This window comes from Sphingomonas cannabina (assembly GCF_021391395.1).
Taxonomy (GTDB): domain Bacteria; phylum Pseudomonadota; class Alphaproteobacteria; order Sphingomonadales; family Sphingomonadaceae; genus Sphingomonas; species Sphingomonas cannabina.
The window spans coordinates 74,615-100,403 of sequence record NZ_CP090059.1; the positions used below are offsets into that span (position 1 = coordinate 74,615).

Here is a 25,789-nt window from a genome sequence, read left to right on the forward strand (position 1 = left end):
AGCCTTCCCATGCGCATCGCCTCCAGCCTCTTCTACAATCAGGCCACCGCCACGCTGGGCACGCTCAGCGAGCGCGCGGGGGAGCTGCAGACGCAGATCTCGACCGGCAAGAAGCTCACCGCGCCGTCGAGCGATGCGGTCGCCTACCGCCAGCTGTCGAACGTCACCCGCACCGGCGCCGACGCCACCCAGGACGCCAAGAACGTGACGCTGGCGAGCACCCTGCTCAGCGCCTCCGACGCCGCGCTCGGCGACATCGAGGAGCAGCTCCAGCAGGCGCGCGAGCTGGCGATCCAGGCCAATAGCGGCACGCTGCCCGCCGATCAGAAAAAGACCATCGCCTCCACGCTCGATGCGATGATCGAGGACCTGTTGAAGCTGGTGAACACCCGCGACACCAGCGGCGCTCCGTTGTTCGGCGGGGCGAGCGGCGATACCGCCTACACCCAGGCGGCCGACGGTACGATCAGCTACATGGGCACCGGCACACCCGGCGCGATCCCGATCGGCGAAGGCTCGAGCCTGCGCGCGACGATCACGGGCGAAGAGGTGTTCAACAACCTGCCCAAGGCGGACGGCACCACCACCGACATGTTCAAGGTCCTCCAGGACCTTTCCGCCTCGCTCAAGGCCGGCGGTAACGCCGGTACCGCGATCGACGACCTCAAGACCGCGATCGATTCGATCGGCAACGCCCGCGCCTCGCTCGGCGCGCGCGGCGCCCGGCTCGACCTCGAGCAGCAGCGCCTCACCAAGGCTGCCGCGGCGCGCGAGGAGACGCGCAGCTCGCTGGAGGATACCGACGTCACCGCCACGGTGATCGAGCTGCAGAAGACGATGACGGTGCTGCAGGCGACCCAGGCGAGCTTTTCCAAGCTCACGTCGCTGTCGCTGTTCAACTATCTGAGCTAGCTGGGAGGAAAGCCCCTCCCTGGGGAGGGGCTTTGAGAGGCGGAAAAGATTCCTCACCCGCTTTAACCAAATTCCCACCTCCAGCCCTCAAAGATAACCCGAAACGGCCGTTAACCCTGACAGGAACGGTCTTCGCCAGGGGGTAATCGAGTTCATGTTTCCGGCGATCGGTCTCGTCATCCTGCTCGCAATGGTCTTCGGCGGCTTCGTCATCACGGGCGGCGCGCTGGGGCCGGTGATGCATGCCATCCCGCACGAGATGCTGATCATCGGCGGCGCCGCGCTGGGCGCGCTGGTGATCGGCAACTCGGGCAAGGAGCTGAAGGCGCTCGGCGGCGGCGTGATGAAGGTGCTGAAGGGCCCCAAGTACAAGAAGCAGGATTATCTCGATACGATCTTCCTCGTCTCCAAGCTCATGAAGATGCTGCGGACCGACGGCCCGATTGCGCTCGAGCCGCATGTCGAGGACCCCAAGTCCTCCGCGATCTTCGCCGAATATCCGCGCCTCCTCGCCGACGATACGCTGGTCAACCTGATCGCCGACACGCTGCGCCTGGTCGTCGTCTCGTCGGGCACGCTCGACGTCCACGCGGTCGAGGAGGTGATGGACAACGCCATCAAGACCCACCACCACGAGGTGCAGAGCCCGCAGGGTGCGCTCCAGTCGCTGGCCGATGCGCTGCCCGCGCTCGGCATCGTCGCCGCGGTGCTGGGTGTGGTGAAGACGATGGGTTCGATCGACAAGCCGCCGGCGATCCTCGGCGCGATGATCGGATCGGCGCTGGTCGGCACCTTCCTCGGCGTGCTGCTCGCCTATGGCATCGTCGGCCCGCTCGCCAATCGCCTCAAGCAGGTGATCGACGCCGACGGCGCGATCTACCACGTCGTCAAGCAGATCATCATCGCCTCGCTCCACGGCCACCCGCAGCCGCTGGTGATCGAGGCGGCGCGCTCCGGCATCGCGCACAAGAACCAGCCGGGCTTCGGCGAGGTATTCGACGGTTTGAGGGGAAGATAGGCCATGCCCGCCGCAAGGGCGCCGCACGGCTCGAACCAGCCGCCCAAGATCATCGTCAAGAAGGTCTATGTCGAGGAGCACGGCGCGCATCACGGCGGCGCCTGGAAGGTCGCCTATGCCGATTTCGTGACGGCGATGATGGCCTTCTTCCTGCTGTTGTGGATCCTCGGCGCCACCACCGAGAAGCAGCGCAAGTCGATCGCCGACTATTTCGCGCCGACGCTGGTCGAGATGCGGCAGGAAAGCGCCGGCTCCAACGGGCTGTTCGGCGGGGCCTCGCTCGTCGACAAGGACAATTATCCGCACCGCGCGTCGCAGACCGGCACGCGCGCGTTGACCGTGCCGGTGAGCGCGACCGGCGGGCTGCGCGAGGGCTCGGGCGATCGCGGTTCGATGAAGCGCGCCTCGATCTTCGCGGAGGACGAGGCCAACTTCAATCGCCTGCGCCGCCAGGTCGAGCTCAAGATCAAGCAGAACGCGCGGCTCGCCAAGCTCGGCAAGCACGTCAAGTTCGTCGCGACGCGCGACGGGATGCGCATCGATCTGCTCGACGATGCCGATTATTCGATGTTCGCGCTCGGCACGACCGCGCTGGTGCCCGATGCGTCGGAGCTGATCGGCCTGGTCGCCGAATCGATCCGCGGCATGGACAATCCGATCATGATCCGCGGCCATACCGACAGCCTCGCCTGGGGCGATCCCAGGGCGATGAACAACTGGATGCTCTCGTCAGGCCGCGCGGAGGCGACGCGCCGCCGGCTGGCGCTGGGCGGCGTGCCGGAGACGCATTTCGAGCGGATCGAGGGAGTCGCCGACCGCGAGCCGATGATCGTCAAGAATGCCGCCGATCCGCGCAACCGGCGCGTCGCGATCACCTTGCTCTATCGGCGGGGGACCTTCGGAGGCTGAGCGGCCTATGGGCTCAGCCGGGGTGATGGTGCGGTCGAGAAGACTCGAACTTCCACGTCCTTTCGGACACAACGACCTCAACGTTGCGCGTCTACCAGTTCCGCCACGACCGCACATGAAACCCGCCGGACGTGCCGGCGGCTGGTAAGGCGAGCGCCCCTAGCGCAGCCGGACCGTGCTGGCAAGCTTCCTTGATCGCGCGGGAACGGTTACCGGCGAAACCATGTCCGAACCCGCCATTCCCGCCCGCGACGTCGCCGCCGAGACCCGGCGGCTGCTGGCGCTCGCCTGGCCGGTGGTGCTGACCAGCCTCAACTGGACGATCCTCCACGTCACCGACGTGGTGGTGGTCGGGCTGGTCTCGACCGAGCAGGCGGCGGCGCTGGGGGCGAGCCGGGCGCTGACCTTCATCGGCATCGTCGCCGTGCTCGGCTGGCTGACCGGCATCTTGGTGTTCGCCTCCCGCGCCGACGGCGCCCGCGACCTGCCGACGACGGGCCGCGTGTTCCAGGAGGGGCTGGTGCTCGGCCTGGCGCTGGGCCTCGCCGCGGGCGCGCTGCTGTTCGCCTTCGCCGAGCCGATGCTGCTGGCGATCGGCGTGGCGCCCGCGATCGCGCCGGACGCGGCCGCGGTGGTGCGGGTGATGGCGCTCGCCTATCCCTTCCAGACTCTGATCATCGCGGCGAGCTTCTTCCTCGAAGGCGTCAGCCGGCCGCGGCGGGTGACGGTGGTCAACTTCATCACGCTGCCGGTCAATGCGGTGCTCGCCTGGGCGCTGTCGGGCGGCCACGCCGGGCTGCCCGCGCTCGGCGCGGTCGGCGCGGCGGCAGCGACGGCGATCGCGTCGGTGCTCGGCGCCGCGTTGATGATCGGCGCCGCGCTTACGCTGGCGCGGGCCGAGGAGCGCGGGGTGCGCCGGTGGCGGGCGACGGGAGAGGGCGTGCGCCGGCTCGCCGCATTCGGCCTGGTGCCTGCGATCGCGTCCGCACTCGAGCTTGCCGGATTCTCGGTGCTGATCGCGCTGTCGACGCGGCTGGGGGAGGCGGCGACCCACGCCTTCCAGATCGTCTTCTCGATCCACAACGTGACCTTCGCGCTCGCGCTCGGCATGGGTTCGGCGGCCGGCGTGCGCGCGGGCAATGCGGTGGGCGAGGGCCTGCCGCGCGAGGCGCCATGGCGCGCGACGATCGCGACGGCGCTGGCAGCCGCGGCGACCGGGGTGTGCGCCCTGATTCTGCTCGTGTTCGACCGCAGCGTCACCGGCGCCTTCCCCGCCGCCGCCGAGGTGCATGTGCTGGCCGCGGCGATGCTGCTCGTCTGGGCGCCCTTCATCCTGTTCGACGGGATGCAGGTGGTGCTGGTCTACACGCTGCGTTCGCTCGGTGACCAGGTCGCGGCAGGCCTCAACGGCATCGCCGCCTTTTTCGTGGTTACCGGCGGGCTCGGCTGGCTGCTGGTCGAGCAGGGCGTCGGCCCGATGGCGCTGGTCTGGGCCTCGGGCATCGGCATGGTCGCGGCGGCGCTGTTCAACGGCCTCCGGCTCGGCTGGGTGAGCCGGCGACTCTAAATCCTCCCCGAGCTTGCTTGGGGAGGGGGACCATCGCGCAGCGATGGTGGGGGGGACCGCCGGAACGGCGGCTGCGCCGCCGCCCCTCCACCACCGCCCTTGGCGGCGGTCCCCCTCCCCGAGCGAGCTCGGGGAGGATCTGGAGGGCTAAATCCCCCGCGCGAAGCTCAGCTCGAGCACGTGCGAATTGGCCGGCACGTCGAGCTTGGCCGAATTGAACTCGATCCCGCCGTTGGGCGCGAGCGAGCGCACCTTGGGCTCGATCGTCCAGCTGTAGACCAGCCGCCCCTGCGCATCGCGCAGCTCCGCGCGGATGTCGGGCACGCGCTGCACCGCGCCGGTCGGGTTCACCACCCGGCCTGAGATCGCGAACAGCTCGTTGCCGCTGGCGAGGTTGCGGCGGTCGATCGACTTGTCGGCGAAACGCAGCGGCGTCTCGGCGTCGCCCAGCGGCAGGCCGAGCTGCGCGGCAATGCCGGGCTGACCCGTGTAGAGGATCGCCCCCGCGCCGATCAGCATCGAAGCGCCCGCGACCATCGCCGCCGCGGTCCAGCGCCGCGCGGGATTGCGCCGCGGCTTGAACGGCGGGCGGTGCGCGAACGCGTCGAAATCGCGCCGCGGCTCGGCCACGGCATCGTCGACATAGCTTCGGACCGGCGCCGGCCGCGGTTCGGCGGCGGGAGGCGCCGCTTCGGCCCGCGTTGCCGCAACTGGCGCCGCTTCGGCCGCCACCGGCTGGGGTGCCGGTGCCGCGGGAGCAGGCTCGGCCGCTATCGGCCGCGGCGCCGATGGCACCGGATCAGGCGGTGCCGCCGCACGCTCGACCGCAGGGGTCGATCGGTCGACCGCCGCCGAGGCCGGCGCCTGGAACCAGCTATGCTTGCAATTGGCGCAGCGGACGGTGCGGCCATCCGCACCGACGGCGCTGTCGGGAACGAGGTATCGCGTGCCGCACTCGGCGCATTCTAGGATCATGCGTCGTCACTCACACAGGCTGTTCGGCTCATCACACCCGATCAACCGCGCTGAATCTAAACACGAAACGACTCGGGGAGCAAGAGTCTCGAAAGAGTCAAGAGACATATTGTGGCACGGTGGCGCCTGTGCGATGGCTGTGGGCATCGGGGCAAGCAGCGGGTAAGCCGGCGCCGGCATGGCGAACATCGTCCAGTTCGAGAATGTCGGCCTGCGCTACGGCACGGGGCCGGAGACGCTGTCCGACGTCAGCTTCACGCTGGCGACCGGCGCCTTCTATTTCGTGACCGGTGCCAGCGGGGCGGGCAAGACCAGCCTCCTGAAGCTGCTCTACCTTGCGCAGCGGCCGACGCGCGGCACCATCCGGCTGTTCGGCGAGGATGCGGTGATGCTGCCGCGCTCGCGCCTGCCGGGCTTCCGCCGCCGGATCGGCGTGGTGTTCCAGGATTTCCGCCTGATCCCGCACCTCACCGCCTGGGACAATATCGCGCTGCCGCTGCGCCTGTCGGGGGTGCCCGAGGGCGACATCGAGGCGCCGGTGCGCGAGATGCTCGCCTGGGTCGGCCTGTCCGAGCGTGCGCACGCCCGGCCGCCAACGCTGTCGGGCGGCGAGCAGCAGCGCATCGCCATCGCCCGCGCGGTGATCGGCCGGCCCGAGATGCTGGTCGCCGACGAGCCCACCGGCAACGTCGATCCCGAGATGGCGGCGCGGCTGCTCCATCTGTTCGACAGCCTCAACCGGCTCGGCACCACCGTGGTGGTGGCGACGCACGACTTTCATCTCCTGAGCCGCATCCCCAACGCGCACATGATGCGGATCGAGCACGGCCAGCTGCTCGACCCGACCGGCAGCCTCCGCCATCCGCCCGGGCGGCCGACATGAGCGAAATCGAGGAGGAGATCGTGGAGGTCGGCCGGGTCAAGTCGCGCTGGCGGCTGCTCGACGACGGCCGGCGCACGCGGGCGATGAGCTGGGTGATGGCGGTGATGCTGTTCCTGACCGTGCTTGCCGGCGCGCTGGGGCTCGGCACGCTCGGCGCGGCGACCAGTCTCGACAGCCAGCTTGCGGGGCGGCTCACGGTGCAGCTGGTGGGCGCAGATGACGATGCGGCGGCGGACCTTGCCCGGCGCCTGCGCGCGATGCCCGAGGTGAAGGCGGTGCGGCAGGTGCCCCGCACCGAGCTGGCAGAGCTGCTCGAGCCCTGGCTCGGTGACGCCGGGCTCGATGCCGACCTGCCGATGCCGGCGATGATCGACGTCGACCTCCGCGATCCCGCGGACGCCGCCGCCGCACGCGTTTCGGCAGCCGTCCGTGCCGCCGCTCCCGGCGCACGGGTCGACCGCAATGCCGCCTGGCTGGCGCCGGTGCGCAGCTTCGTGCTGTCGCTCGCCTGGCTGGCGGGCGGGCTGGTACTGCTGATGGCGGGCGCGACCACCGCGATCGTGCTGCTGGCGGCGCGCGCCGGGCTCGACACGCACCGCGACACGATCGAGGTGCTGCACATGCTGGGCTCGACCGACGTCCAGGTCGCGCGCCTGTTCCAGCGGCGCATCGCGCTCGATACGCTGATCGGCGGCGCGATTGGGACCGTCTTCGCGCTGGCGACGGTGGCGCTGCTCGGCAGCCGCATCGCCAGCCTCGATTCGGCATTGACCAACGGGATCGGGCTTTCGGCGCTCGGCTGGGCGCTGCTCGCGCTGATGCCGCTCGCCTTCGCGCTGCTGGCGATGGCGGCGGCGCGCGTCACCGTGATCCGTGCGTTGAGGCAGGTGTTGTGAGGATCCTCGTCCGCCTCCTCGCGGTCGCTGCGCTGCTCTATCTGCTTGGCTTCGCGCTGTTCAGCTTCTCGCTCGGCCGTCCGCTCGGTGCGCGTAAGACCGATGCGATCGTGGTGCCGACCGGCGGCCCCGGCCGCATCTCGCGTGGGATCGCGGTGCTCAAGGCGGGCGAGGCGAAGCGGATGCTGATCAGCGGCACCGCCCCGGACGTGCGCCCGATCGAGCTCGCGATCGAATATGGCGTCGAGCCCAGATGGTTCGCCTGCTGCATCGATCTGGGGCAGGAGGCGGTCGACACCCGCTCCAACGGCGACGAGACCGCCGAATGGGTGCGCACCCACGGCTTCCGATCGGTGCGGCTGGTGACGGCGGAATGGCACATGCCGCGCGCCCGGCTCGAGCTGACCCATGCGCTCGGGCCGGATGTCGAGGTGGTTGGCGACGCCGTCGTCACTCATCCGAGGTTCGGGATGCTGGTGCGCGAATACAACAAATACCTCGTCCGCCGGGCGGCGATCCTGTTCGGGATCGGCGGATGATCGCCTGGGCGCGCACCTTGCTGTTCATCCTCGTCTTCTGGGGAGGATCGGTGCCGTTCGTGCTCGGCGCGCCGGTCGCCGCGCTGTTCGGGCGGGCGGCGCTTCGGAGCTACGCTCATGCCTGGCTCGACTTCCACAGCTGGGCGACGCGCCGGCTGATCGGCATCCGCACCCGCATCGTCGGCGCGCCGACGGAAGGGCCGGCGCTCTATGCCTGCAAGCACCAGGCGATGTTCGAGACCTTCGAGGTCGCGCGGATGCTGGGCACGCCGGCGCCGATCATGAAACGCGAGCTCGCCGGCATCCCCGTCTGGGGTTGGGCGGCGCAGCGCTATGGCGTGATCGTGGTCGACCGCAGCGCCTCCGCCACGGCATTGAGGCGGATGATGCGCGATGCCGAGCAGGCACTGGCGGAGGGCCGGCCGGTGGTGATCTTCCCCGAGGGGACGCGCGTGAAGCCAGGCGAGATGCCGCCGCTCAAGCCCGGCTTCGCCGGCCTCTACCGCGCGCTCGGCCTGCCGGTGATCCCCGTCGCGCTCGACAGCGGTCGGCTGTGGCCGAAGCGGGGCGCCAAGCGCGCCGGCACCGTCACCATCGCTTTCGGCGATCCCATCCCCCCGGGCCTGCCGCGCCGCGAGATCGAGGCGCGTGTCCATGCCGCGATCAATGTCCTGGAGTCCAATGTGAGAGGATAGCCACGATGAAGACGGTGCTGTGCTGGCTGGCGCTGATCGGCGCGATCGGGTCGGGTTTGATGGCGGGTTTCTTCTTCGCCTTCTCGAACACCGTGATGGGCGCGCTCGGCCGGATGCCGCCGGCGCAGGGGGCGACGGCGATGCAGCACGTCAACGTCGTGGTGCTGAACCCGCTGTTCCTGTCCGTGTTCATGGGGACGGCCGTGGTCGGCGCGGTGCTGGCCGGCGGCGGGGTGCTGCGGCTGGGGACGCCGGGCGCGGTGCTCGCGATCGTCGGCGGGCTCGCCTATGCGATCGGCACCTTCGGCGTGACGATGATGCTGAACGTGCCGCTCAACAACCAACTCGCAGCGGCCGATCCGGCGACGCAGGAAGCCGCGGCGCTGTGGGCGACCTATCTCAAGGACTGGACCTTCTGGAACACGGTCCGCACCTGGGCTGCGGTGGTGGCCATGGTGCTGCTGGTGTTCGGGTGGAGGGACTTCAGCCGTCAGTGATCCGACCGGCCGAAGTCCGGCCGCGCGTCGTCCTGGCCTTGCTCGATGATCGAGCGGCGGACGGCGCGCGTCTCGGTGAACTTGTCGAACAGCACCTCGCCCTTGCCCCAGCGGATCGCACGCTGGAGCTCGGTCAGGTCCTCCGAGAAGCGCTGGAGCATGTCGAGCACCGCCTCGCGGTTCGCCAGGAACACGTCGCGCCACATCGTGGGATCGGAGGCGGCGATGCGGGTGAAATCGCGGAAGCCGCCGGCCGAATATTTGATCACCTCGGAGCTCGTCACCTCCTCGAGATCGGAAGCGGTGCCGACGATGGTGTAGGCGATAAGGTGCGGCAGATGGCTGGTCACCGCGAGCACGCGGTCGTGGTGGTCGGGCGCCATCTGCTCGACATTGGCGCCGAGCCGCCGCCAGAACTCCGCGACCCGCTCGACGGCGACCGGATCGGCACCCTCGGGTGGGGTCAGGATGCACCAGCGCTTGTGGAACAGCGCGGCGAAGCCAGCCTCGGGGCCACTGTTCTCGGTCCCGGCGACAGGATGGGCGGGGATGATCTTCGCGCCGGGTAGAGCCGCCGCCAGCGCCTCGACCACGCTGGCCTTGCATGAGCCGACGTCGCTGACGATGGCATCGGCGGGTAGGTCGGCGGCGATCTCCGCCGCGGCCGCTCCCATCGCACCGACGGGCACGCACAGCACGACGAGATCGGCGTCGATCACCGATGCGCCGGCGCTATCGGCAATATCGTCGCAAAGCCCGAGCGCGCGCGCGGTCTCCCGGACCTCGGGATCGGCGTCGTAGCCCGACAGCGCCACGCTCGGCATCGCTTCCCGCACGCCGCGCGCAATCGACGAGCCGATCAGCCCGAGCCCGATGACCGCGATGCGCGAAAACGGCAGCATCAGCCGGCCTTCTCGACCAGGTCGCGCAGCGCCGCGGCGACGCCGCGTGTCTCGTCCTCGGTGCCGATGGTGATGCGAAGGCCGTGCGGCAGGCCCTGTCCCGGCAGCCAGCGCACGATATAGCCGGCGTCCATCAGCCCCTTGTAGGCCGCCTCGGCGGTCAGCTTGCCCTCGAACAGCACCAGCACGAAATTGGCCTGGCTGGGCACCGCGCGCAGGCCTGCGTTGCCGAGCTTGGCCACCTCGTCGGCGAACCAGCGCCGCCATTCGGCATTGTGCGCGCGGGTATGCTCGACGAAGCCGGTGTCGCCGAGCGCGGCGATCGCGGCGGCCGTGCCGGCGATGGTGATCGAGAAGGGCAGGCGGATGCGGTGCATCGCCTCGATGATCGGCGCGGCGGCATAGCCCCAGCCGATCCGCTCGGCGGCGAGCCCGTACATCTTGGAGAAGGTGCGCGTGACCAGCACGTTGGGCGCACTCTCCGCGAGCGCCATGCCGCCGTCCTCGGCATCACCGTCGATATATTCGGCATAGGCGTGGTCGAGCACGAGCAGCACGTCGCCCGGCAGGCCCGCGTGCAGCCGCGCGATCTCCGCCTTGCTGGCATAGGTGCCGGTCGGATTGTTGGGATTGGCGATGTAGACGATACGCGTGCGCGGCGTGACCGCGGCGAGGATCGCGTCGACGTCGGTCGCATAGTCCTTGTCGGGCGCCACGATCGGCGTCGCACCGACGCGCCGCGCGGCGATCTCGTACACCGCGAAGCCGTACTTCACGAAGATCACTTCGTCGCCCGGCCCGGCAAAGGCGCCGGCGGCGAGATGCAGAATCTCGTCCGATCCGTTGCCGTAGATGATCCGCATGGGATCGAGCCCGTATTTCGCCGCCAGCGTCTCGCGCAGCTCGGCGCCGCTGGCGTCGGGATAGCGTTCCAGCCGGCTGGCGGCGCTCGCGAACGCCGCGCGCGCGGCCGGGCTGGTGCCGAGCGGATTCTCGTTCGACGAGAGCTTGACGACCTTGCGGCCGTCGTCGGTGGTCGAGCGCCCCGGCACATAGGGCGCGATCGCCATGATCCAGGGCTTGGGGAGAGGAGCGTTCATGGAGGCGAGCCGATGGCCCAATGCGCGCGTGCTGGCAAGCGTTGCGGCGCGGCACGGGACTTGCGTTGCCGGGGAAACGGCCTAGCAGCGGGACGATGAGCGACGCCCGCTTCGGCCTCGACCGCATTGCCCGTCTCGCAACGCCGCTGTCGCTCGACGGCGGTGCCAGCCTGGCGTCGGTCGAGATCGCTTATGAGACCTATGGGGAGCTCTCGCCGGCGAAGGACAATGCGATCCTCGTCTGCCACGCGCTGACCGGCGACCAGCACGTCGCCTCCAACCACCCGCGCACGGGCAAGCCCGGCTGGTGGACGCGGATGGTCGGGCCGGGCAAGCCGATCGACACCGATCGCTATCTCGTCATCTGCACCAACGTGCTGGGAAGCTGCATGGGCAGCACCGGTCCCGCCAGCCTGAGACCGGACGGCTGTCCCTATGGCATGAGCTTCCCGGTCATCACCATCCGCGACATGGTGCGGGCGCAGGCGATGCTGCTCGACCATCTCGGCATTCCGACGCTCGCGGCGGTCGTCGGCGGATCGATGGGGGGAATGCAGGCGCTGAGCTGGGCCGCGACCTATCCCGAGCGCGTCCGCGCGGCGGTGGTGATCGCGTCCACCGCGCGCCATTCGGCCCAGAACATCGCGTTCCACGAGGTCGGTCGCCAGGCTATCATGGCCGATCCCAAGTGGCGCGGCGGCGACTATTACGGCACCGGCGACCCGCCGACCGCGGGCCTCGCCGTCGCCCGCATGGCCGCGCACATCACCTATCTCTCCGAGGCCGGTCTCACCGAGAAATTCGGCCGCAAGCTCCAGGCGCGTGAGGTGAAGACCTTCGGCTTCGACGCCGATTTCCAGGTCGAGAGCTACCTGCGCCACCAGGGGCTGACCTTCACCGATCGCTTCGACGCCAACTCCTATCTCTACATCACCCGCGCACTCGACTATTTCGACCTGGCGGAGGAGCATGGCGGCCTGCTCGCCAATGCCTTTCGTGGTTCGAAGACCCGCTTCTGCCTGGTGAGTTTCGACACCGACTGGCTCTATCCCACTGCCGAATCGCGCACGATCGTCCACGCCCTCAACGCCGCCGGGGCCGCCGCGAGTTTCGTCGAGCTCCACTCGCCCTACGGTCACGATGCGTTTCTGCTCGAATCGCCCGAATTGAACCGGGTCGTCGACGGTTTCCTCAGGACCAACGGACATGACTGAGATCATCCTCTCCGACGATCGGGCCCGCCTGGACGTGGATCGCATCCACGGCTGGCTCGCCTCCAGCTACTGGTCGCCGGGCATCGAGCGGTCGCTGGTCGAGCGCGCGATTGCGGGATCGCATTGCCTCGGCGCCTATCGGGGCGGCGAGCAGGTCGGCTTCGCACGGATGATTACCGATCACGCCACCTTCGCCTGGCTGGCGGACGTGTGGGTCGACGAGGCGGCGCGCGGGCTCGGCATCGCCCGGCGGATGGTGCGCTGGTTCCTCGACCATCCGGACTTCGCCACGATCCGGCGGACCGGCCTCGTCACGCGCGATGCGCATGACGTCTATGCGGCGTGCGGTTTCACGCCGCTCCACCGGCCCGACTATTTCATGGAGCGGCTGGCGCCTTGGGCCCTTCAGCTGATGCAGGACGATGCCGAGCAGCCTGCGTCCTGACCTGGCGATCATCGCCGCCAACGTGGCGCCGGGCAGCCGCGTTCTCGACGTCGGCTGCGGCGACGGCGCGCTGATGGCGGCGCTGCGCGACGAGCGCGGGGTCGACGCGCGCGGGCTCGAGCTCGATCCGGGCGATGTCGCGACGGCGGTCGCGCGCGGGCTGTCGGTGGTGCAGGGCGACGCCGACACCGACCTCAAGGACTATCCGACCGACGCGTTCGACTATGCGATCCTGAGCCAGACGCTCCAGACGACGCGGCGGCCCGACCATGTCCTCGACGAACTGCTGCGGATCGGCCGGCGAGCCTTCGTGTCCTTCCCCAATTTCGCGCATTGGCGGGTGCGCGCGTCGCTCTTGTTCGGCGGCCGGATGCCGGTCACGCGGCTGCTGCCGCTCGAATGGTATGAGACGCCCAACATCCACCACGTCACCGTCGACGACTTCCGCGCCTTCGTGCGGCAGCGCGGGATCACGGTGGAGGGCGCCTGGTTCCTCGCCAACGGCGCTCCGGCGCGGCCGGCCGCGGCGAACCTGTTCGCCGAGCACGCCGTGTTCCTCCTGAGCCAACCCCGCCGCTGATGCGTTCTCTCCTCGAAGGAGAGCGATGATGAGCGACAAGCAGCCGACGCAGGCGAGCGGCGGTCCCGGCGGCAAGCGAGACGGTGTCAGCGACATCGCCAGCCGCAAGGGTGGCGGGGAATCGGGCGGCGGTGCCTACGCCGATAAGAATCTGGTCAAGCGAAAGGGCGAATGGTCGGGCTTCCTCGGCCACGGCGGCCTGAGCGAGGTCGACTATCACGGACCCGACAATCCCAATGAGACGACGGGCGGCAACAAGCCTTGAGATCGATCGTGCCCTGCGAAAGCAGGAGCTCCGGCCTCGCGCGATACCCTCGATGATCCAGGGCTCCTGCTTTCGCAGGAGCACGAGGTCACTTAATGCGAAGCTTCGGGCAGCTCAGAACGGCACGTCGTCGTCGAGGTCGTCAGCGAAGCCGCCGCCGAAGTCGTTGCCCTTGGCCGCGCCCGAACGCTGCCCGCCCGAGTTGAAGTTGCCGCCGCGCGCGCCCGAGCTCTGCCCGGCGAAATCGTCGCTGCCGCCCGCCCAGTCGTCACCGCCGCGCGGGGCGCCGCCACCAGCGCCGCCGCCCGGCGCGCCGTCGAGCATCGTCAGCACACTGTTGAAGCCCTGCAGCACGATCTCGGTCGAATAGCGGTCCTGGCCCTGCTGGTCCTGCCACTTACGCGTCTGCAGCGCGCCCTCGACATAGACCTTGCTGCCCTTGCGCAGATAGCGCTCGGCGACGTTGGCGAGGCCTTCGTTGAAGACCTTGACCGTGTGCCACTCGGTGCGCTCCTTGCGCTCGCCGGTGTTGCGGTCCTTCCAGCTCTCCGACGTCGCGATGCGCAGCTCGACGACCTTGCCGCCGTTCTGGAAGCTGCGGCTCTCGGGATCGCGTCCCAGGTTGCCGACCAGGATGACCTTGTTGACGCTGCCCGCCATTCAAAAATTCCTACAATCCAATTGCCGTCGCGACCCAATAGGTCGCTCCCGCAGCGATGTAGGCCAGTGCGAACAAATAGCCAACCATGAACGCGGGCCATTTCCACCCGTTGGTTTCGCGCCGCGTGACGGCGATGGTCGAGATGCACTGCGGCGCGAACACGAACCACATCAGGAAGGCGAGCGCGGTCGGCAACGACCAGCGGCCCTTGAGCTGGTCCTGGATGCGCCCCTCGTTGGCGGCGTCGGTGCCGTCGATGGCATAGACGGTGCCGATCGCCGCCACCGCCACCTCGCGCGCCGCCATCGCCGGCAGCAGCGCGAGCGAGATGTCGCGGTTGAAGCCGATCGGCTTCACCACCAGCTCGATCGCATGGCCGATGCGGCCGCCGATGGAGTAATCGACGGGGGAGATGCCCGAGCCCTCGGGCGGCTTGGGGACGCTCAGCAGCAGCCACAGCACCACCGTGGTCGCGGCGATGATCGTGCCGGCGCGCTTCAGGAAGATGATCGCGCGCTGCCACAGGCCGAGCAGCACGTCGCGCATGCTCGGCCATTGATACTTCGGCATCTCCATCATGAAGCCCGAGGAGGCGCCCTTGGTCACCGTGCGCCGCAGCACCAGCGCCGCGCCATAGGCTCCCGCCACGCCGACGATCAGCAGGCCGAACATGACGAGCCCCTGCAGCCGCACGAACGGCAGCACCTGGGTGTTGGGGATCATCGCGCCGATGATCAGAGTATAGACCGGCCAGCGCGCCGAGCAGGTCATCAAGGGCGCGATCAGGATGGTGGTGAGCCGATCCTTCTCATCGTCGATGGTGCGGGTCGCCATGATCCCCGGCACCGCGCAGGCGAAGGACGACAAGAGCGGGATGAAGGCGCGGCCCGACAGGCCGACGCTCGCCATCAGCCGGTCCATCAGGAACGCCGCGCGCACCATGTAGCCGGTCGATTCGAGCACGAGGATGAACAGGAACAGGATCAGGATCTGCGGCAGGAACACGATCACCGCGCCGACGCCGGCGATCAGCCCGTCGGTGATCAGCGATCGGACGAAGCCGTCCGGCATCACCTCCCGCACCCAGTTGCCGAGCGAGGTGAAGCCCGCGTCGATCGCATCGGCGGGGATGACCGCCCAGGTGAACACCGCCTGGAACATCACGAACAGCAGCGCCAGCAGCAGCGCCGGTCCCGCCACCGGGTGCAGCGCGATCGCGTCGAGCCGGTGGGTCCAGCGCCGCACCGCCGTCTCCGAGACGGTGGCCTTGGCCGCGATGGTGCGGGCGAGGCGCTGGAGCGTGGCGATGTCGTCGACCGGCCCGCCGCCGGCCCGGATCGGCCGCGCACCGCTGACCTGCACCGCGGCGGCGAGCCGGTCCTTGAGCTGGTCGATGCCGCGCTTGCGGACCGCGACGGTCGGCACCACCGGCACGCCGAGCTCCTCCTCGAGTTGCGCCGGATCGAGCACCAGCCCGTCGCGCTCGGCGAGGTCGATCATGTTGAGCGCGATCACCACTGGCGTGCCGAGCGCGATGAGCTGGAGCGCGAAGCGCAGGTGGTTGTCGAGATTGGCGGCGTCGACCACCACCAGGATCGCATCGGGCAGCCGCTCGCCTTCCTGCCGGCCGAGCACGACGTCGCGCGTCACGCGCTCGTCGGGCGAGGCGGGGTCGAGGCTGTAGGCGCCGGGCAGGTCGATCAGCTCGACCGGGCGGCCGTCGGGCAGCGCCATCCGCCCGGAATGGCGCTCGACGGTGACGCCGGGATAGTTGCCGACCTTCTGCCGCGCGCCGGTGAGCGCGTTGAACAGCGCGCTCTTGCCGGCATTGGGATTGCCGACGACCGCGACCAGCGGCGCGAGGGTGGCGGGGGCGTGCGTCGGACTTACTCTAGCTGGCGGGGGCGACGTGGATGGCGTGGCCGACGTGGCGGCGGATCGCCACCGTCATCCGCCCGATCCGGCAGGCGATCGGCCCGCTGCCGAGCGAGGCCTTGTGCAGCAGCTCGACCTCGACGCCCTCGTCGAGCCCGAGCTCGCGCAGCCGCCGCGCCTCCGGGGCGCTCAGCGTGTCCCAGTCGACCGCGGCGACGGTGCCGGGCACGCGACGGGGGAGGTGGCCGAGTCGGACGGGAGCGGACAAGGAGACAGGGGCATTCATTGCTGCGAGTGATTATCAATAGTAGCGCGGCGATGCCAGCGCAAAGTGCGACCCCTAGCGTACCGGATAGCGCAAGCGCCCGACGAAGCGCGACAGGCTCGGCCGATGGGCGATGCGGGCGAGGAAGCCGGCCTTGGTCTTCTCGAACGCCATGATGCCGTCGATGCGCCGCTGGAGGAAGGCGCTGGTATCGACGTGGCCTTCGCTCTCGTCGCCCAGGAATACCTGGATCGTCGCCGCATAGACGCCGGCGAGGATGCCCCGCTTGGTATAGTGGTTATAGTCGGTCGCGGTGTCGCCCGCCGCGCGCCACATGACGTCGGCCGAGCGCCAGCCGAGCTTCGCCGCCCGCACCAGGTTCTGCGGCAGGGCCAGCACCGCATAGGCCCGCCGGAGCGATTCGCGCAGCGGGGCGAGCAGCTCGAGCCGCGCCTCGACCAGCGCCGCGATCTTCTGCCGCACCTTCATCGCCGCCAGCGTCGCCGGCGGCAGCTTGGCGAGCATCTCCCGATCGATGTGCGCGAACCAGGCATCGATCATCTCGACCGCGCCGCCCGGCCAGGCGAGCTTCGCCACGTCGGGATCGACCCCGCGCATCGCGGCGGCTGCGGCGACGGCGCGCGGCGTCCAGCCGTCGAACGCGGCATTGACCGCGACGTCGCCGATCAGCGCATCGCGAATCTCGTCGAGCGTGGCATCTTGGAGGTCAGCCATCCAGGCTCCTTTGCGCCTGCGCGCCGACCGGCGCAAGCTGCACTGGCGTGCGGCCGCCCCGGCGCACCAGCACCAGCGCGAGGGCGACCAGCGCGGCGCCGACGAAATCGAGCGTGCCGAGCCGCTCGTCATAGACGACCCAGCCGATCGCCGCCGCCACCACCGGCTGGATCAGCAGCGCGATGCCGACCACCAGCGGCGAGAGCTTGCCGAGCGCGTAGATCATCAGTCCCTGCCCCACCACCTGGCTCAGCACCGCCAGCGCGACCAGCGGCCCCCAGCGATGCGGCAGGATCGCTTCACCGAGCAGCCAGGCGGCTACGAGCAGCGGCAGCACGCTGGTGATGCTCGACAGCGCGAGCGCGGGCAGCGGCGCCATGCGCTCGCGCACCCGGGACATGACGATGAAGTAAAGGGCGTAGAACAGCCCGGCGGCGAGGCAGAGGAGATCGCCGACGAGATTGCGGGAGGACAGCTCGGCCGAGCGCCCGAGCAGCAGCGCGCCGCCGGCCACCGCGATCCCCAGCGCGACACCCTGCGACCGCGTCGGCCAGCTCCGCGCGGCGATGAAGCCGTAGACGGGAAAGACCAAAGTCGCGACATTGCCGAGCAGCGTGGAGTTGGCGAGCGTGGTCTGGTGGATGCCGACATGCCAGCTGCCAAGATCGGCGGCGAAGGCGATGCCGCTCACCCCCAGCACCCACCACAGCCCCTTGGCGCTGGCGATCGGGCGCTGGCGGAGCGACCAGGTCGCCGCCAGCAGCAGCGGCGCGGCGATCGCCATGCGCCAGAAGGCGGCCGCCACCGGCCCGACATCGGCCATCCGCACGAACCACGGCCCGAACGCGAGCGCGACGTTCGCCCCCGCCACGGCCAGCAAGGGTAAGATTTGGCTTTGCTGCGGCGCAGCTTTTCTTGGCTCTCCGCTCCGGTGCATGCGGCCCTGTAACGTCCTAGCTTCGCCGCGTCGCCCCCAAGGGAGGTTTTATCCGGTCATGCCCAGCTTGTTCGATTCCATTGACCTCGGTGCGATCCGCGCACCCAACCGCGTGCTGATGGCGCCGCTCACCCGCGGCCGCTCGACCGAGGGCCATGTGCCGACGCCGCTGATGATCGACTATTACCGCCAGCGTGCCGGTGCCGGCCTGATCATCACCGAGGGTACCGGCATCAGTCGCGAAGGGCTGGGTTGGCCCAACGCGCCGGGCCTGTGGACCGACGAGCAGGTCGACGCGTGGAAGCCGATCGTCGACGCGGTGCACGAGGCGGGCGGGCGGATCGTGCCGCAGCTCTGGCACATGGGCCGGCTCGCGCGGCCGGACGTCACCGGCCAGCAATCGCTGTCGTCCTCGCCGATCCAGGCGCCCTATGCGCCGGGCAAGCCCAACCCGTACGACGAGCCGCGGCCGGCGACGCATGACGACATCAGACGCGTGCTCGACGACTATTCCGCGGCGGCACGCAACGCGCTGCGCGCCGGGTTCGACGGCGTCGCGCTGCACGCTGCCAATGGCTATCTGATCGACCAGTTCCTGCGTGACGGCGTCAATCATCGCGAGGATGACTACGGCGGTCTGCCCGAGAACCGCATCCGCCTGCTCCTCGAAGTCGTCGACCGGCTGATCGCCGAGGCCGGCGCGGATCGCACCGGCGTGCGCCTGTCGCCCAACGGCGAGACGCAGGGCGCCGACGACAGCGATCCCGAAGCGATTTTCGTGCCGGCGGCGAGGGCGCTCGCCGAGCGCGGCATCGCCTTCCTCGAGCTGCGCGAGCTCACGCCGGAGGGGACCTTCGGCAAGAGCGAGGTGCCTCCGCTCAGCCCCAAGATTCGCGAGGTCTTCCCTGGGCCGCTAGTGCTCAACCAGGACTATGATTTTGCGGCCGCGCAGGCCGCGCTCGATGCGGGCCTGGCCGATGCAATCGCCTTCGGCCGGCCGTTCATCGCCAATCCGGACCTGGCCGAGCGCCTGCGCCAAGGGGCGCCGCTCAACCCGGCCGACCCCAGGACCTTCTACACGCCGGGTCCCGAGGGCTATACCGACTATCCGGCGCTGCCCGAGACCAGGGCTGCCTGATCAGGCGCGGCGGGCGGTGATGAAATAATCGAGCGCGCGGCTGTCGCTGAGCACGAAGCCGTGGCCCGGCGACAGGCTGAGCCCGCGCGTGTCGATCACCTCCAGCCCCGCATTCTCGACCAGCGCGGTCAGTTCGTCGGGCGTCAGGAACTTGTCCCAGTCGTGCGTGCCCCTGGGAATCTGGCCGGTGCCCTCGCCGATGGTGATCATCGCGAGGCGCGACAGCGCGGTGCGATTGGGCGTCGACAGCAGCATCAGGCCGCCCGGCGTCAGCACCTCCGCCAGCCCGCGGACGAAGGCGGCCGGATCGGTGACGTGCTCGATCACCTCGAAGCTCACCACCAGGTCGAAGCGCCGGCCGGCAACGGTTTCGATCCCGCCGGCGAGATAGTCGATGGCGAGGCCGCCCGCCGCCGCATGCGCACGGGCGGCGCCGATGTTCTCCGGTGCCGCATCGACCCCGGTCACCGCCGCGCCGAGCCGGGCGAGCGGCTCGGCGAGCAGCCCGGCGCCGCAGCCCATGTCGAGCGCGGTCTTCCCCGCAAGCGGCGTGAAGCTCGCCGGATCGCCGCCCCAATGCGCATCGACCTGCTCGCGCAGGTAGGCGAGTCGCGGCGGGTTCAGCCGGTGGAGCATCGCCGAGGAGCCCTTGGGGTCCCACCAGTCGGCGGCGAGCCTGCCGAAATGCGCGGCCTCGGCCGGATCGATAGTTGCGGCTGTTACGGTTGCGTGACCCATGCCGCCTCCCTATCAGGGCGCCCCACCTCACCCAAGGGATAAGCGACACCCATGGCCCGCATCGTGATGAAGTTCGGCGGCACCTCGATGGCGGGCATCGAGCGAATCCGCAGCGTCGCCGCGCGCGTCAAGCGCGAGTGGGAGGCGGGGAACGAGGTCGCGGTCGTCGTCTCGGCGATGGCCGGGGAGACCGACCGGCTGGTCAATTTCTGCCGCGAGGCGTCGTCGCTCTACGATCCGCGCGAGTACGACGTGGTGGTTTCCAGTGGCGAGCAGGTGACGAGCGGACTGCTCGCGATCGCGCTGCAGGCGATCGGCGTGCCAGCGCGCAGCTGGCTCGGCTGGCAGCTGCCGATCCGCACCTCCGACGGTCACGGCTCGGCGCGCATCGCCGAAATCGATACGACCGCGCTGAACGCCAGTCTCGCCAACCGCGAGGTCGCGGTGATCCCAGGCTTCCAGGGATTGGCGGCGGGGGAGCGCGTGACCACGCTCGGCCGCGGCGGTTCCGACACGTCGGCGGTGGCGATGGCGGCGGCGATGAAGGCCGACCGCTGCGACATCTACACCGACGTCGACGGCGTCTACACCACCGACCCGCGCATCGTGCCGAGGGCGCGCAAGCTCAAGCGGGTGACCTATGAGGAGATGCTCGAGCTCGCCAGCGTCGGCGCCAAGGTGCTGCAGACGCGCTCGGTCGGGCTCGCGATGAAGGAGAATGTCCGCGTCCAGGTGCTCTCGTCGTTCGTCGACGAGGACGGCGAGGCGGAGCCCGGCACGATGATCGTCGGGGAAGAGGAGATCGGAGACATGGAACGCCAGCTCATCACGGGCATCGCCCACGACAAGAACGAGGCGAAGATCACGCTGACCAGCGTGCCCGACAAGCCGGGCGCGGTCGCCAGCATCTTCGCGCCGCTGGCCGAGGCCGGCATCAACGTCGACATGATCATCCAGAACATCGCGCACAATGCGGGGTCGACCGACGTCACCTTCACCGTGCCGTCCGCCGACCTCGCCCGCTCGATCGACGTGCTGAACCGCGCGCAGGGCGAGATCGGCTTCGGCGAGCTGGTCCATGACACCCGCGTCGCCAAGATCTCGATCGTCGGCGTGGGGATGCGCAGCCATGCCGGCGTCGCGTCGACGATGTTCACCACGCTCGGCGAGCGCGGGATCAACATCCAGGCAATCTCGACCAGCGAGATCAAGGTCAGCGTGTTGATCGAGGAGGATTATACCGAGCTCGCGGTGCGCGTGCTGCACACTGCCTATGGCCTCGACGCGCCGGAGGATGCGGCGGCCTGACGAGCCGCTTGCCGCGCCGCGGCGGCGAAGCTACCGCCGTGCCTTATGACTGATTCCTCGATCGGCCGCGAGCGTCTCGCCCGGCGCATGGCGCGCGGCGCGCAGTTCCTCGGCTCCGACGTCGCGATCCTGTGCGGCGCCATGTCCTGGGTGTCCGAGCGCAACCTCGTCGCCGCCATCTCCAATGCGGGCGGCTTCGGCCTGATCGCGTGCGGGGCGATGAGCCCCGAGCTGCTCGACGCCGAGATCGCCGGGACCAAGGCGCTGACCGGCCGACCGTTCGGCGTCAATCTGATCACCATGCACCCGCAGCTGTTCGACCTGATCGAGGTCTGCGCCAGGCACCGGGTGAGCCATGTCGTGCTCGCGGGCGGGCTGCCGCCGGCGGGGAGTCTCGACGCGATCAAGGGCAACGGCGCCAAGCTGATCTGCTTTGCCCCGGCGCTGGCGCTGGCGAAGAAGCTGATCCGCTCGGGCGTCGATGCGCTGGTGATCGAGGGGATGGAGGCCGGCGGTCATATCGGCCCGGTCTCGACCAGCGTGCTCGCGCAGGAAATCCTGCCCGAGGTCGCCGCCGACGTGCCCGTGTTCGTCGCCGGCGGCATCGGCCGGGGCGAGGCGATCGCGGGCTATCTCGACATGGGCGCCGCCGGCGTGCAGCTCGGCACCCGCTTCGTCTGCGCGGCCGAGAGCATCGCGCACCCCAACTTCAAGAAGGCGTTCCTCCGCGCCTCGGCCCGCGATGCGGTCGCCAGCGTCCAGGTCGATCCGCGGCTGCCGGTGATCCCGGTGCGTGCGCTCAAGAACGCCGGCACAGAGCTGTTCACCGCCAAGCAGCGCGAGGTGGCGCAGGCGCTCGACGAAGGCGGCATCGAGATGGCGGAGGCGCAGCTCCAGATCGAGCATTACTGGGCCGGGGCGCTGCGCCGCGCGGTGATCGACGGCGACGTCGAGCACGGCAGCCTGATGGCCGGCCAGTCGGTCGGCATGGTGACCAGGGAGGAGCCGGTCGCCGAGATCGTCGCCACGCTGATGGTCGAGGCCGCGCATGCGCTGGAGAAGCGGGCGGGGTGACATGGAGCAGCGGAATGGCCTTCCGATCCGCGCCTTCGCCAATGTCGCCGATTGGGAGGAATGGCTCGCCGTGCAGCCGCGGACCTCGCCGGGGGTGTGGCTGAAGTTCGCGAAGGCCGGCAATCCGGAATCCTCGGTCACCAAGGCGCAGGCGATCGACGCCGCGCTGATACACGGCTGGATCGACGGTCAGCTCGCCCCCTATGACGACGCCTGGTTCCTCACCCGCTTCACCCCGCGCAAACCACGCAGCAAATGGTCGGCGAACAACCGGGCGCGGGCGATCGAGCTGATCGCCGATGGACGGATGGCGGCCGCCGGGCAGGCCGAAATCGATCGCGCGAAGGCTGATGGTCGCTGGGATGCCGCCTATGCGTCGGCCTCGGCCGCCGAAGTGCCCGACGATCTCGCCGCCGCCCTGGACGCCGAACCGGCCGCGCGCAGCTTCTTCGATACGCTGACCGGCGCCAATCGCTACGCGATCCTTCATCGCATTCACGACGCAAAGAAGCCTGAAACGCGCGCGGCGCGGATCGCCAAGTTCGTGGCGATGTGCGCGGCGGGCCAGACGATCCACGGGAAATAGAGCCAGCCTTACAGCGCGATGGTCGGGCTTATCGGCGTCACCCGACGCGACCTGGCCCAGATTCGCGCCAGATATCGAGCGAGCCGTTCAGGCCCGGCCGCACCCGCTCGCCGGCTCAATCGTCGCAATATTCCCAGCGGCCGGCGTTGCAGGCGGCGACGGCGCGGCGCCAGGCCGCCATCTTGCGCCTGTATTCCGCATGGGCGTCGGCATAGGTGTCGCGCGCGTCGCGATAGTTCTGCCAATTCCTGCCGTCGCGCCGGCGGACATAGTCGAGCTGATCCTGGTTCATCCGCCTGATGGTCGCGCTATCGCGTGCGCGCGCCGCGGCGCTGCGCATGGCCGGATCGCGGGGGTCGTCGGCATGCGCCGCCGCCGGCAGGAGCGTCGCACTCATGGCCAGCGCGCAGGCAAACGAACCGAACTTCATGATCATGCGGCCCCCTCAGTGCCCTCGCTACCGCTATTTGCCCGCAAGCTGCCGCAAAGCAATCGATTTGCGACGAGCGGGCGGCAGGCAACCGTTGCAGCTATCGCTTGCGTTGGCACCGGCCCCGTCTATCTGATAGGCCATGGCCCTCACCGCCGCCGCCTCCGCCCGCGAGATCCTGGTCCGCCTTCACGACGTGATGGCGGCGCGGACCAGCGCGCAGGCGAAGCTCAACGCGGTGGTCGACATCATCGGCGAGGCGTTGGAGAGCGAGGTCTGCTCGATCTACCTGCTGCGCGAAGGCGTGCTCGAGCTGTTCGCGACGCGCGGGCTCGATGCGGCGGCGGTGCACGTCACCAAGCTGGCGCCCGGCGAAGGCCTGGTCGGGACGATCGCCGGCAATGTCGAGACGCTCAACCTCGACGAGGCCGCCAGCCATCCCGACTTCGCCTATCGGCCGGAGACGGGCGAGGAACGCTTCCACAGTTTCGCCGGCGTGCCGATCATCCGCCGCGAGCGTGCGGTGGGCGTGCTCGCGGTCCAGCATGTCGAGCCCAGGCGCTACGACGACGTCGAGATCGAGGCGCTGCAGACGGTGGCGATGGTGCTGAGCGAGCTGATCGCCAACGCCGGCCTGATCGACATGACCGGCGGCGGCACCACCCGGCCGCAGTCGACCGCGACCGCGCGGATCAGCGGCTTCAAGCTGGTCGACGGCATGGGCGCGGGCGTCGCGGTGTTCCACCAGCCGCGCATCGTCATCGAGCATACCGTCGCCGAGGACATCGAGGAGGAGCGGCGCCGCGTCTATTCCGCCTTCGACAAGATGCGCGACCAGATCGAGCGCATGGCGGCGCAGGCCGAGTTCGGCGTCGGCGGCGAGCATGACGAGGTGCTCGAGACCTACAAGATGTTCGCCTATGACGAGGGCTGGTCGCGCCGCATCAACGAGGCGATCGACAGCGGCCTGACCGCCGAGGCGGCGATCGAGCGCGTGCAGCAGCGCACGCGGATGCGGATGCGCGAGATCGACGATCCGCTGCTCCGCGACCGCATGCACGACCTGGAGGATCTCTCCAACCGGCTGCTGCGTATCGTCTCGGGCCGGCTCGGCACCGCGGCGCAGATGGGCCTCCGGGAGGATTCGATCCTGCTGGCGCGCAACCTGGGGCCGGCCGAGCTGCTCGAATACGACCGGCGGCGGCTCAAGGGCGTGGTGCTGGAGGAGGGCAGCCTCACCGCGCACGTCACCATCGTCGCGCGGGCGATGGGCGTGCCGGTGCTCGGCCGCGCACGCGACCTCCGCCGGCTGGTGGCGGAAGGCGACAAGCTGCTGCTCGACGTCACTGCCGAGAGCCTGATCGTCCGTCCCTCGACGGCGATGGAGGAGGCGTTCGAGGCCAAGCTGGCGCTGGGGCAGAAGCGCCGTGCCGCCTTCGCCGCGCTCCGCGACCAGCCGCCGGTCACCAAGGACGGGCACAGGGTCACGGTGATGATGAACGCGGGCCTGCGCGACGACGTCGCCGCGCTGGACCTGAGCGGGGCCGACGGCATCGGGCTGTTCCGCACCGAGTTCCAGTTCCTCGTCTCGGCGACGCTGCCGCAGCGCGAGCGCCAGCAGCGGCTGTATCGCGACGTGCTCGACGCCGCGGCGGACAAGCCGGTCACCTTCCGCACCGTCGACATCGGCGGGGACAAGGCGCTGCCCTACCTCAACCACGACGAGATGGGCGAGGAGGAGAACCCGGCGATGGGCTGGCGCGCGCTGCGCCTGGCACTGGAGCGCGAGGGGCTGATGAAGGCGCAGGCGCGCGCGCTGATCGAGGCGGCGGCCGGGCGGCAGCTCAACGTCATGTTCCCGATGGTGAGCGAACCCTGGGAGTTCGACGAGGCCAAGGCGCTGTTCGAGGCACAGCGCGAATGGCTGGCCGGCCGCAACCGCAAGATGCCGCACGAGATCCGCTACGGCGCGATGCTGGAGGTGCCGGCGCTGGCCGAGGTGCTCGACCAGCTGCTGCCGCGGCTCGACTTCCTGTCGGTCGGGACCAACGACCTCACCCAGTTCCTGTTCGCGGCCGACCGCGCGCATCCCAAGCTGGCGCTGCGCTACGACTGGCTGAGCCCTTCGATCCTGCGCTTCCTCGCCCGCGTCGCGGCGCCGGCGCAGGCGCTGGGCAAGCCGCTTGCCGTCTGCGGCGAGATGGGCGGGCGGCCGCTTGAGGCGATGGCGCTGATCGGGCTCGGCATCGATCGCATCTCGATCACCCCGGCGGCGGTGGGGCCGATCAAGGCGATGGTGCGCAGCCTCGACCGCGCTGCGATCATGGCGCAGATGCAGGAGTGGCTCGCCGCGCCGCCGTCGCGCGACCTGAGGGGTGTGCTGGAAGAATGGGCGCGGGCGCACGGGGTCGTGCTCGACTAGTCTTCTTAGATCGAAGCGTGTCAGTGCTCCTGCGAAAGCAGGAGCCCAGGATCACTGCCGACCCGCTTGCGGCCTGCGCTCCTGCTTTCACAGGAGCACGATTTGACTTCATCAGAGCCGACTCCGGAGTTCGGGTTCGGCACCGAATCGCGCTTTTCCGCCATTGACAAGCGCTTCGGGGCCATGGGACACACCCGCGCGCCGCAGTTCGTGGCGTGGCCCC

The 25,789-nt window shown here is 69.6% G+C and carries 28 protein-coding genes and 1 tRNA gene; 18 read left to right on the forward strand and 11 right to left on the reverse strand.

Going from position 1 to position 25,789, the window contains the following annotated elements; all coding sequences use genetic code 11:
• The first annotated feature begins 9 nt into the window (after positions 1-9).
• The 3 genes from flgL (at position 10) to LZK98_RS00420 (ending at position 2,839) form a co-directional block, all read left to right on the forward strand.
• On the forward strand, positions 10-912 hold the full coding sequence (gene flgL / locus LZK98_RS00410; RefSeq protein WP_233784430.1) for a flagellar hook-associated protein FlgL: 903 nt from the start codon (positions 10-12) through the stop codon (positions 910-912).
• A 154-nt stretch (positions 913-1,066) separates the two neighbouring features.
• The gene (gene motA, locus LZK98_RS00415) at positions 1,067-1,930 is read left to right on the forward strand and encodes a flagellar motor stator protein MotA (RefSeq protein WP_233784431.1); all 864 of its coding nucleotides are present in this window, start codon (positions 1,067-1,069) and stop codon (positions 1,928-1,930) included.
• A 3-nt stretch (positions 1,931-1,933) separates the two neighbouring features.
• The gene (locus LZK98_RS00420; protein ID WP_233784432.1) at positions 1,934-2,839 is read left to right on the forward strand and encodes a flagellar motor protein MotB; all 906 of its coding nucleotides are present in this window, start codon (positions 1,934-1,936) and stop codon (positions 2,837-2,839) included.
• 26 nt (positions 2,840-2,865) lie between these two features.
• Here LZK98_RS00420 and LZK98_RS00425 read toward each other — a convergent pair.
• Positions 2,866-2,952, reverse strand: a tRNA-Leu gene (locus tag LZK98_RS00425).
• Between the two features lie 110 nt (positions 2,953-3,062).
• Between LZK98_RS00425 and LZK98_RS00430 the strand changes: the two genes are divergently transcribed.
• Positions 3,063-4,406: an MATE family efflux transporter gene (locus LZK98_RS00430; protein ID WP_233784433.1), complete on the forward strand. Its 1,344-nt coding sequence runs from the start codon at positions 3,063-3,065 to the stop codon at positions 4,404-4,406.
• Between the two features lie 147 nt (positions 4,407-4,553).
• Here the strand turns inward: LZK98_RS00430 and LZK98_RS00435 are convergent, their stop codons facing one another.
• Positions 4,554-5,381, reverse strand: coding sequence for an MJ0042-type zinc finger domain-containing protein (locus LZK98_RS00435; protein ID WP_233784434.1), 828 nt, complete (start codon positions 5,379-5,381; stop codon positions 4,554-4,556).
• Between the two features lie 178 nt (positions 5,382-5,559).
• Between LZK98_RS00435 and ftsE the strand changes: the two genes are divergently transcribed.
• The 5 genes from ftsE to LZK98_RS00460 are packed head-to-tail and all read left to right on the forward strand — an operon-like array spanning position 5,560 to position 8,891.
• A complete protein-coding gene (gene ftsE, locus LZK98_RS00440; RefSeq protein WP_233784435.1) occupies positions 5,560-6,264 on the forward strand; it encodes a cell division ATP-binding protein FtsE in 705 nt (234 codons plus the stop codon).
• Positions 6,261-7,160 carry a cell division protein FtsX gene (locus LZK98_RS00445; RefSeq protein WP_233784436.1) on the forward strand — a complete coding sequence of 300 codons (900 nt, stop codon included), beginning with the start codon at positions 6,261-6,263 and terminating at the stop codon, positions 7,158-7,160. The genes ftsE and LZK98_RS00445 overlap by 4 nt, the downstream gene beginning before the upstream one ends.
• A 2-nt stretch (positions 7,161-7,162) precedes the next feature.
• Positions 7,163-7,699 (forward strand): YdcF family protein, encoded by a 537-nt coding sequence (locus LZK98_RS00450; protein ID WP_233786664.1) that lies wholly within the window; start codon positions 7,163-7,165, stop codon positions 7,697-7,699.
• Entirely contained in the window at positions 7,696-8,394 is a 699-nt protein-coding gene (locus tag LZK98_RS00455; RefSeq protein WP_233784437.1) for a lysophospholipid acyltransferase family protein, read from the forward strand. The genes LZK98_RS00450 and LZK98_RS00455 overlap by 4 nt, the downstream gene beginning before the upstream one ends.
• Before the next feature lie 5 nt (positions 8,395-8,399).
• Positions 8,400-8,891 carry an anthrone oxygenase family protein gene (locus LZK98_RS00460; RefSeq protein WP_233784438.1) on the forward strand — a complete coding sequence of 164 codons (492 nt, stop codon included), beginning with the start codon at positions 8,400-8,402 and terminating at the stop codon, positions 8,889-8,891.
• On the opposite strand, the gene LZK98_RS00465 is transcribed toward LZK98_RS00460, so the two are convergent.
• Together LZK98_RS00465 and hisC are read right to left on the reverse strand one after the other, a co-directional pair.
• A complete protein-coding gene (locus tag LZK98_RS00465) occupies positions 8,885-9,793 on the reverse strand; it encodes a prephenate/arogenate dehydrogenase family protein (RefSeq protein ID WP_233784439.1) in 909 nt (302 codons plus the stop codon). The two genes, LZK98_RS00460 and LZK98_RS00465, sit on opposite strands and share 7 nt — an antisense overlap.
• Positions 9,793-10,893 (reverse strand): histidinol-phosphate transaminase, encoded by a 1,101-nt coding sequence (hisC, locus tag LZK98_RS00470; RefSeq protein ID WP_233784440.1) that lies wholly within the window; start codon positions 10,891-10,893, stop codon positions 9,793-9,795. Before hisC ends, LZK98_RS00465 begins: the two co-directional genes overlap by 1 nt.
• A gap of 95 nt (positions 10,894-10,988) precedes the next feature.
• Between hisC and metX the strand changes: the two genes are divergently transcribed.
• The 4 genes from metX to LZK98_RS00490 are packed head-to-tail and all read left to right on the forward strand — an operon-like array spanning position 10,989 to position 13,397.
• Positions 10,989-12,107 (forward strand): homoserine O-acetyltransferase MetX, encoded by a 1,119-nt coding sequence (gene metX / locus LZK98_RS00475; RefSeq protein WP_233784441.1) that lies wholly within the window; start codon positions 10,989-10,991, stop codon positions 12,105-12,107.
• Positions 12,100-12,552 (forward strand): GNAT family N-acetyltransferase, encoded by a 453-nt coding sequence (locus LZK98_RS00480; protein WP_233784442.1) that lies wholly within the window; start codon positions 12,100-12,102, stop codon positions 12,550-12,552. The genes metX and LZK98_RS00480 overlap by 8 nt, the downstream gene beginning before the upstream one ends.
• Positions 12,530-13,132, forward strand: a complete 603-nt coding sequence (metW, locus tag LZK98_RS00485) for a methionine biosynthesis protein MetW (protein WP_233784443.1) — start codon at positions 12,530-12,532, stop codon at positions 13,130-13,132. Before LZK98_RS00480 ends, metW begins: the two co-directional genes overlap by 23 nt.
• A gap of 28 nt (positions 13,133-13,160) precedes the next feature.
• Positions 13,161-13,397, forward strand: coding sequence for a hypothetical protein (locus tag LZK98_RS00490; protein ID WP_233784444.1), 237 nt, complete (start codon positions 13,161-13,163; stop codon positions 13,395-13,397).
• Between the two features lie 114 nt (positions 13,398-13,511).
• Here the strand turns inward: LZK98_RS00490 and ssb are convergent, their stop codons facing one another.
• The 5 genes from ssb to LZK98_RS00515 are packed head-to-tail and all read right to left on the reverse strand — an operon-like array spanning position 13,512 to position 17,870.
• Positions 13,512-14,057: a single-stranded DNA-binding protein gene (gene ssb / locus LZK98_RS00495; protein WP_233784445.1), complete on the reverse strand. Its 546-nt coding sequence runs from the start codon at positions 14,055-14,057 to the stop codon at positions 13,512-13,514.
• A 10-nt stretch (positions 14,058-14,067) separates the two neighbouring features.
• Entirely contained in the window at positions 14,068-15,912 is a 1,845-nt protein-coding gene (gene feoB / locus LZK98_RS00500; protein ID WP_233786665.1) for a ferrous iron transporter B, read from the reverse strand.
• A 37-nt stretch (positions 15,913-15,949) separates the two neighbouring features.
• Positions 15,950-16,219 (reverse strand): FeoA family protein, encoded by a 270-nt coding sequence (locus LZK98_RS00505; protein WP_233784446.1) that lies wholly within the window; start codon positions 16,217-16,219, stop codon positions 15,950-15,952.
• Between the two features lie 54 nt (positions 16,220-16,273).
• Positions 16,274-16,933, reverse strand: coding sequence for a COQ9 family protein (locus LZK98_RS00510; protein WP_233784447.1), 660 nt, complete (start codon positions 16,931-16,933; stop codon positions 16,274-16,276).
• Positions 16,926-17,870: a DMT family transporter gene (locus LZK98_RS00515; RefSeq protein ID WP_233784448.1), complete on the reverse strand. Its 945-nt coding sequence runs from the start codon at positions 17,868-17,870 to the stop codon at positions 16,926-16,928. The genes LZK98_RS00510 and LZK98_RS00515 overlap by 8 nt, the downstream gene beginning before the upstream one ends.
• Before the next feature lie 58 nt (positions 17,871-17,928).
• Here LZK98_RS00515 and LZK98_RS00520 point away from each other — a divergent pair, with 58 nt between their 5' ends.
• Entirely contained in the window at positions 17,929-19,008 is a 1,080-nt protein-coding gene (locus LZK98_RS00520; RefSeq protein WP_233784449.1) for an alkene reductase, read from the forward strand.
• Here the strand turns inward: LZK98_RS00520 and ubiG are convergent, their stop codons facing one another.
• On the reverse strand, positions 19,009-19,746 hold the full coding sequence (gene ubiG, locus LZK98_RS00525; RefSeq protein WP_233784450.1) for a bifunctional 2-polyprenyl-6-hydroxyphenol methylase/3-demethylubiquinol 3-O-methyltransferase UbiG: 738 nt from the start codon (positions 19,744-19,746) through the stop codon (positions 19,009-19,011).
• A gap of 51 nt (positions 19,747-19,797) precedes the next feature.
• On the opposite strand from ubiG, the gene LZK98_RS00530 reads away from it, so the two are divergent.
• From LZK98_RS00530 to LZK98_RS00540, 3 genes are read left to right on the forward strand one after another with little or no spacing between them, the layout of a single operon-like run.
• Entirely contained in the window at positions 19,798-21,054 is a 1,257-nt protein-coding gene (locus LZK98_RS00530; protein ID WP_233784451.1) for an aspartate kinase, read from the forward strand.
• A 45-nt stretch (positions 21,055-21,099) separates the two neighbouring features.
• Positions 21,100-22,128: an NAD(P)H-dependent flavin oxidoreductase gene (locus tag LZK98_RS00535; protein WP_233784452.1), complete on the forward strand. Its 1,029-nt coding sequence runs from the start codon at positions 21,100-21,102 to the stop codon at positions 22,126-22,128.
• A 1-nt stretch (position 22,129) separates the two neighbouring features.
• Entirely contained in the window at positions 22,130-22,714 is a 585-nt protein-coding gene (locus LZK98_RS00540) for a YdeI/OmpD-associated family protein (RefSeq protein ID WP_233784453.1), read from the forward strand.
• Between the two features lie 115 nt (positions 22,715-22,829).
• Here LZK98_RS00540 and LZK98_RS00545 read toward each other — a convergent pair whose 3' ends face one another.
• The gene (locus LZK98_RS00545) at positions 22,830-23,111 is read right to left on the reverse strand and encodes a hypothetical protein (RefSeq protein ID WP_233784454.1); all 282 of its coding nucleotides are present in this window, start codon (positions 23,109-23,111) and stop codon (positions 22,830-22,832) included.
• Between the two features lie 175 nt (positions 23,112-23,286).
• Between LZK98_RS00545 and ptsP the strand changes: the two genes are divergently transcribed.
• Complete coding sequence (ptsP, locus tag LZK98_RS00550) at positions 23,287-25,566, forward strand: phosphoenolpyruvate--protein phosphotransferase (protein ID WP_233784455.1); 2,280 nt, start codon at positions 23,287-23,289, stop codon at positions 25,564-25,566.
• The last annotated feature ends 223 nt before the right edge of the window (positions 25,567-25,789 follow it).

Excerpts from the sequence above, each read along its gene's own strand:
- LZK98_RS00545 (WP_233784454.1), bottom strand. The coding sequence starts at position 23,111 with ATGAGTGCGACGCTCCTGCCGGCGGCGGCGCATGCCGACGACCCCCGC.
- ssb (WP_233784445.1), bottom strand. The coding sequence starts at position 14,057 with ATGGCGGGCAGCGTCAACAAGGTCATCCTGGTCGGCAACCTGGGACGC.
- LZK98_RS00435 (WP_233784434.1), bottom strand. The coding sequence starts at position 5,381 with ATGATCCTAGAATGCGCCGAGTGCGGCACGCGATACCTCGTTCCCGAC.
- LZK98_RS00540 (WP_233784453.1), top strand. The coding sequence starts at position 22,130 with ATGGAGCAGCGGAATGGCCTTCCGATCCGCGCCTTCGCCAATGTCGCC.
- metW (WP_233784443.1), top strand. The coding sequence starts at position 12,530 with ATGCCGAGCAGCCTGCGTCCTGACCTGGCGATCATCGCCGCCAACGTG.
- LZK98_RS00490 (WP_233784444.1), top strand. The coding sequence starts at position 13,161 with ATGAGCGACAAGCAGCCGACGCAGGCGAGCGGCGGTCCCGGCGGCAAG.
- LZK98_RS00510 (WP_233784447.1), bottom strand. The coding sequence starts at position 16,933 with ATGGCTGACCTCCAAGATGCCACGCTCGACGAGATTCGCGATGCGCTG.
- metX (WP_233784441.1), top strand. The coding sequence starts at position 10,989 with ATGAGCGACGCCCGCTTCGGCCTCGACCGCATTGCCCGTCTCGCAACG.
- LZK98_RS00515 (WP_233784448.1), bottom strand. The coding sequence starts at position 17,870 with ATGCACCGGAGCGGAGAGCCAAGAAAAGCTGCGCCGCAGCAAAGCCAA.
- LZK98_RS00460 (WP_233784438.1), top strand. The coding sequence starts at position 8,400 with ATGAAGACGGTGCTGTGCTGGCTGGCGCTGATCGGCGCGATCGGGTCG.
- LZK98_RS00535 (WP_233784452.1), top strand. The coding sequence starts at position 21,100 with ATGACTGATTCCTCGATCGGCCGCGAGCGTCTCGCCCGGCGCATGGCG.
- ubiG (WP_233784450.1), bottom strand. The coding sequence starts at position 19,746 with ATGGGTCACGCAACCGTAACAGCCGCAACTATCGATCCGGCCGAGGCC.
- motA (WP_233784431.1), top strand. The coding sequence starts at position 1,067 with ATGTTTCCGGCGATCGGTCTCGTCATCCTGCTCGCAATGGTCTTCGGC.
- flgL (WP_233784430.1), top strand. The coding sequence starts at position 10 with ATGCGCATCGCCTCCAGCCTCTTCTACAATCAGGCCACCGCCACGCTG.
- LZK98_RS00480 (WP_233784442.1), top strand. The coding sequence starts at position 12,100 with ATGACTGAGATCATCCTCTCCGACGATCGGGCCCGCCTGGACGTGGAT.
- ftsE (WP_233784435.1), top strand. The coding sequence starts at position 5,560 with ATGGCGAACATCGTCCAGTTCGAGAATGTCGGCCTGCGCTACGGCACG.
- hisC (WP_233784440.1), bottom strand. The coding sequence starts at position 10,893 with ATGAACGCTCCTCTCCCCAAGCCCTGGATCATGGCGATCGCGCCCTAT.
- ptsP (WP_233784455.1), top strand. The coding sequence starts at position 23,287 with ATGGCCCTCACCGCCGCCGCCTCCGCCCGCGAGATCCTGGTCCGCCTT.
- LZK98_RS00465 (WP_233784439.1), bottom strand. The coding sequence starts at position 9,793 with ATGCTGCCGTTTTCGCGCATCGCGGTCATCGGGCTCGGGCTGATCGGC.
- LZK98_RS00520 (WP_233784449.1), top strand. The coding sequence starts at position 17,929 with ATGCCCAGCTTGTTCGATTCCATTGACCTCGGTGCGATCCGCGCACCC.
- LZK98_RS00455 (WP_233784437.1), top strand. The coding sequence starts at position 7,696 with ATGATCGCCTGGGCGCGCACCTTGCTGTTCATCCTCGTCTTCTGGGGA.
- LZK98_RS00530 (WP_233784451.1), top strand. The coding sequence starts at position 19,798 with ATGGCCCGCATCGTGATGAAGTTCGGCGGCACCTCGATGGCGGGCATC.
- LZK98_RS00445 (WP_233784436.1), top strand. The coding sequence starts at position 6,261 with ATGAGCGAAATCGAGGAGGAGATCGTGGAGGTCGGCCGGGTCAAGTCG.
- LZK98_RS00430 (WP_233784433.1), top strand. The coding sequence starts at position 3,063 with ATGTCCGAACCCGCCATTCCCGCCCGCGACGTCGCCGCCGAGACCCGG.
- LZK98_RS00420 (WP_233784432.1), top strand. The coding sequence starts at position 1,934 with ATGCCCGCCGCAAGGGCGCCGCACGGCTCGAACCAGCCGCCCAAGATC.
- LZK98_RS00505 (WP_233784446.1), bottom strand. The coding sequence starts at position 16,219 with ATGAATGCCCCTGTCTCCTTGTCCGCTCCCGTCCGACTCGGCCACCTC.